This window comes from Syntrophaceticus schinkii (assembly GCF_000946815.1).
Taxonomy (GTDB): domain Bacteria; phylum Bacillota; class DSM-12270; order Thermacetogeniales; family Thermacetogeniaceae; genus Syntrophaceticus; species Syntrophaceticus schinkii.
Genome location: NZ_CDRZ01000018.1, coordinates 1 through 4,400, shown reverse-complemented (window position 1 = coordinate 4,400; position 4,400 = coordinate 1). Strand labels below are relative to the sequence as shown.

The 4,400-nt window shown below is 51.6% G+C and carries 4 protein-coding genes; 3 read left to right on the top strand and 1 reads right to left on the bottom strand.

The window, feature by feature from the left end:
- Window positions 1-122: 122 nt before the first annotated feature.
- The gene (locus SSCH_RS01575) at window positions 123-530 is read right to left on the bottom strand and encodes a cupin domain-containing protein (RefSeq protein WP_044663938.1); all 408 of its coding nucleotides are present in this window, start codon (window positions 528-530) and stop codon (window positions 123-125) included.
- 588 nt (window positions 531-1,118) lie between these two features.
- On the opposite strand from SSCH_RS01575, the gene SSCH_RS01570 reads away from it, so the two are divergent.
- The 3 genes from SSCH_RS01570 to SSCH_RS01560 form a co-directional block, all read left to right on the top strand.
- A complete protein-coding gene (locus tag SSCH_RS01570) occupies window positions 1,119-3,269 on the top strand; it encodes a Tex family protein (protein ID WP_044663937.1) in 2,151 nt (716 codons plus the stop codon).
- A gap of 183 nt (window positions 3,270-3,452) precedes the next feature.
- On the top strand, window positions 3,453-3,659 hold the full coding sequence (locus SSCH_RS01565; protein ID WP_198142075.1) for a hypothetical protein: 207 nt from the start codon (window positions 3,453-3,455) through the stop codon (window positions 3,657-3,659).
- A 247-nt stretch (window positions 3,660-3,906) separates the two neighbouring features.
- On the top strand, window positions 3,907-4,400 hold a 494-nt coding region (locus SSCH_RS01560), incomplete at its 3' end, for a reverse transcriptase domain-containing protein (protein WP_269746090.1).

Genomic DNA, 4,400 nt, shown 5'->3' with positions numbered 1-4,400 from the left:
CTGAAAGCACTCCAGCCTGACCCGGTCACTAACGCATCAAAAATAACCACATATGTGCTCGCTAAGAACCGAGATGGGCAATTGATGCGAAGTAAAAATTTTGGCCCAATCGCTCAAACGCCTTATGCAGCGCCATGTTTGTGACGCATGCGTCCTTCCTGAGTCTGACCCCGGTCCTGCTCTGCTGTCCACATAGGGTCCACAATGCAGAGGAATGAAAGCTCCCCATCACCGGTGTTTTCCAGGTACTGCACTGCCCCGGGGGGCACATACACTGCTCTGCCGGGCTTTACATTGACAATTTCTTTGTCAACGTGAAGGACGCCTTCTCCCTCCAAAATGTAGTAAACCTCGGCACTCTCTTGGAGTTTATGCGGGATTGTGCTCTTGCCTGCGGGAATGCGGGCATGAGCGATGCTGCATTGGAGGGCAATTTTCCCTCCTTCCCGCAGAGGATGCAGCAGTTCGCAGAGGATGCTGCCATCCTCAGCAGCGAAGTAGCTGCATTCGCGAATGTCTTTTACCAACATGGAAGATACCTCCTTTGGGGGTTAGGCTTGAGTAATTTACTTTCTGATGGTACATTTCTATGTGAGTAAAATATTGGGATAAACCCTCGTATTCATTATCCAGGATGCTTATGTAATGTTTAGGCAACAACATCCGGACGCCCGTATGCTAGAGCGTCTTGTTTCTTGTGCCCTCCGTACCCCCGTACCAAATATTCCAGTACCCCAGTACCCCCGCATCCCCGCATCCCCAAAACGGAAATTACTCAATTACTCAAGCCTGACCCCAATCCTCCCAATCCTCCCAATCCTCCCAATCCTCCTTGAATTATTCCCTTATTAAATGGTACGATTAGGCAGCAGATATAGCTAAGCGGGTTTAACAGTAATATAACACATTGTGTTGCCGTATTACCGTGCCGCGAGGGTGCCGAGGTGCCCGGTACCATTTTGCTGTTGGAGTGCCTCACCATTTAGCCTCGGGTGCTGGGGTGCCTGGCATCATTTAGCCGAATTTAGCTTCTACGAGAGCACGCACTGACGGATTCTGGTACTTTTTAGCTAAGACACTTTTAGCTACCATTTAGTTGGGACAGCACAGATACAAAGATAAAGGGGGAGTTCGCAATTATTGATATTCTGAAGATTACAGCCAGGGAACTGGGGCTTTCTCGGAAAAGTGTGACCAGTACGGTGGAGTTGCTTGATGAGGGGAATACAGTTCCTTTTATTGCCAGGTACAGGAAGGAAGTAACCGGGGAGCTGGATGAAACCCAAATCCGCCAGATCGAGGAGCGGGTGGGTTATTATCGCTCCCTTGAACAGCGCAAAGAGGAAGTAATCCGGCTGCTGGATGAGCAGGGGAAACTGACCGAGGATCTGCAAAAACAGATCAATGGTGCTGTAAAGCTGACTGAGGTTGAGGATATTTACCGCCCCTACCGGCCGAAGCGAAAAACCAGAGCCAGTGTGGCCAGGGAGAAGGGGTTAGAGCCGCTGGCTGAGTACCTTTTGTCCTTTCCTGCTGCTGGCTCTGCGGAAGCGGAAGCGGAAAAGTACCTCACAGAAGAGGTGCTGACCGTTGAGGATGCTCTGCAGGGGGCGATGGATATTATCGCTGAAGATGTAGCAGATGATCCGAAGGTGCGCGGCTGGGTGCGGGATCATACGAGGCGAAACAGCTATTTGGCAACCAGGGCTAAAGATTTAGAAAAATCTTCTGTTTATGAGATGTACTATGAATTCAAAGAGCCGCTTTCCAAAGTACCTTCACACCGTGTGCTGGCCATCAACCGCGGTGAGCGTGAGGAGTACTTATTGGTAGGGGTGGATGTCGACCCTGAACCGGTGCTTTCCTGGCTGCATAAAAATTATGTCAAAGAAGACAGCACTACCACGGATTTGGTGAAAAGAGCGGTGGCTGATGCTTATAAGCGGCTGATTGCTCCTGCGATAGAAAGGGAGCTGCGTGCTGAGCTGACGGAAAAGGCTTCAGAACAGGCGATCATCGTTTTTTCCAAAAATCTGCGCAGTCTTTTGCTGCAGCCCCCTGTGCGGGGGAAAATGGTTTTAGGTGTTGACCCCGCCTACCGGACAGGGTGCAAGTGGGCGGTTGTGGATCAGACCGGTAAACTGCTAGAGGTAGGGGTCGTTTACCCCACACCCCCACAGCAGAAGCTCCGTGAGGCAGAGGAAGTGTTCACCCGCTTGATAGAGGAGTATGGGATAGAGGTGATCGCCATCGGGAATGGCACAGCCTCCCGTGAAACAGAGCAGTTTGTGGCGGGATTGATCCAGAAGCTGAAAAAGCCCGGGTTGGCTTATGTGATTGTCAGTGAGGCTGGGGCAAGTGTTTATTCTGCATCAAAGCTTGCTATCAAAGAATTCCCGGACCTCGATGTGTCTCAGCGGAGCGCGGTTTCCATTGCCCGCCGCCTGCAGGACCCCCTGGCAGAACTGGTTAAAATCGAACCAAAGGCCGTGGGTGTGGGACAGTACCAGCATGATGTGCCCCCCAAGCGTCTTGATGAAAGTTTATCCACTGTTGTAGAGTCCGCAGTAAACCATGTGGGGGTTGACCTGAATACCGCTTCAGCCCCTCTGCTCAGCTATGTATCCGGGATCAATGCCTCTGTTGCAGAGAATATCGTGCACTTCCGGGAGGAGACAGGAGTTATGAATAACAGGCGGCAACTGTCCGCTGTGCCGCGTCTTGGGCCAAAAACATTCGAACAGTGCGCCGGTTTTTTGAGGATCAGCGGTGGTGAGAATCCGCTGGATGCCACACCGATTCACCCGGAGTCTTACGATCTGACATATCAGCTCCTGGAATTGGTGGGGGCTTCTTTGGATGAACTTGGGACGCCATCCCTGCGCAGTAAGTTGACAGAACTTGACATCGAAAAGACTGCAGAAGAGCTCGGTGCAGGTGTGCCTACACTGAAGGACATTATCGAGGCCTTGCTGCGCCCAGGCAGGGACCCGCGGGAAGACCTGCCACAGCCTGTTTTCATGACCGATGTGCTCAGTATCGAAGACCTTAAATCCGGCATGGAACTAAAAGGAGTTGTGCGCAATGTCGTGGATTTCGGAGCATTCGTGGACATAGGCGTCGGAAATGACGGCCTGGTGCATATCTCCGAACTGAGCCACGACTATGTCAAAAATCCACTGGATGTAGTATCAGTGGGAGATGTAGTCACAGTGCGCGTACTCTCCGTAGATGTGCAGAGAGGCCGCATCTCCCTCTCAATGAAATAGATGCACCGGGGATGCACCGGGGACGGGAGCGACCAAGCTAGGTCGTGACACTTAGTGGGTGGGAATCCCACCGGGCAAGGTTTAGCCAACCACCCGTAGCCAACCTTGGAGCATAGCTGGTAACAGCTATGTTTAAGCGTAGGCAGGCGAGACAGCGGGCCGAAAGCCGCAAGGTTGAAGGGATTGAGCTTCGAAATGGTGCGAGATGGGAAGGCCGATTCTTTCCGTCCTGAAGAAGGCAGCATTTCGGCAGGCGATAGAGGCGAGCAGGCCGAAACTTCCCCGGAGTCAAAGACCTTGGCACGCTGTACACAGTTGGGTCATGGCAACTTGGGAGACCCTGTGTGCTCTTCCGATGAGGGGGTATGGCCTACAAGCGATACAAAGTGAGGAAGCCAAAAGGCGCGCAGGGAGTCGGATTACCGCATAGTACCAAGGAGACAGGGTAACTCCTGTGGAGGGAAGGCGGTAGCGAAGTCATTGCCCTTGAAAGGGAGACACTGACTCACCAGAGGAGAGGAAGCAGTGGAAACGAAACTGACAAGGATAGCGGAGAAAGCAAGAGAAAACCCAAAGCTAAAATTCACAACACTAGTTCATCTAATCAATGAAGAAACACTCATGCAGCCCATATGGCATGCCAGAACGAAAAGCGGTTGGGGTGGACGGAGTAAGTAAGGCAGAGTATGAGGCGAATCTTGAAGTCAATATGAAAGACCTGGTAGCAAGGATGAAGAGACAGGCCTACAAACCGCAAGCGGTTAGGCGAGTCTACATTCCCAAGCCAGGAAGCAACAAAATGAGGCCACTGGGCATACCGGCATATGAAGATAAGCTGGTGCAGGCGACGATGGCACGCATATTGAATGCCATTTATGAGCAGGATTTTCTAGGCTGCTCATACGGATTCAGGCCAGGTCGAAGCTGCCATGACGCACTGAAAGCACTAAACGCCATCATCGAGAATCGACCAATAAACTACATAGTCGATGCGGATATTAAGGGGTTCTTCGATAACGTAGACCATAAATGGATGATGGAGTGCTTAAAACTACGCATAGCAGACCCGAACATGCTAAGACTCATCACACGCTTCCTCAAAGCGGGAATCGTCGAGGCTGGAATAAGCTA

Excerpts from the sequence above, each read along its gene's own strand:
- SSCH_RS01575 (WP_044663938.1), bottom strand. The coding sequence starts at position 530 with ATGTTGGTAAAAGACATTCGCGAATGCAGCTACTTCGCTGCTGAGGAT.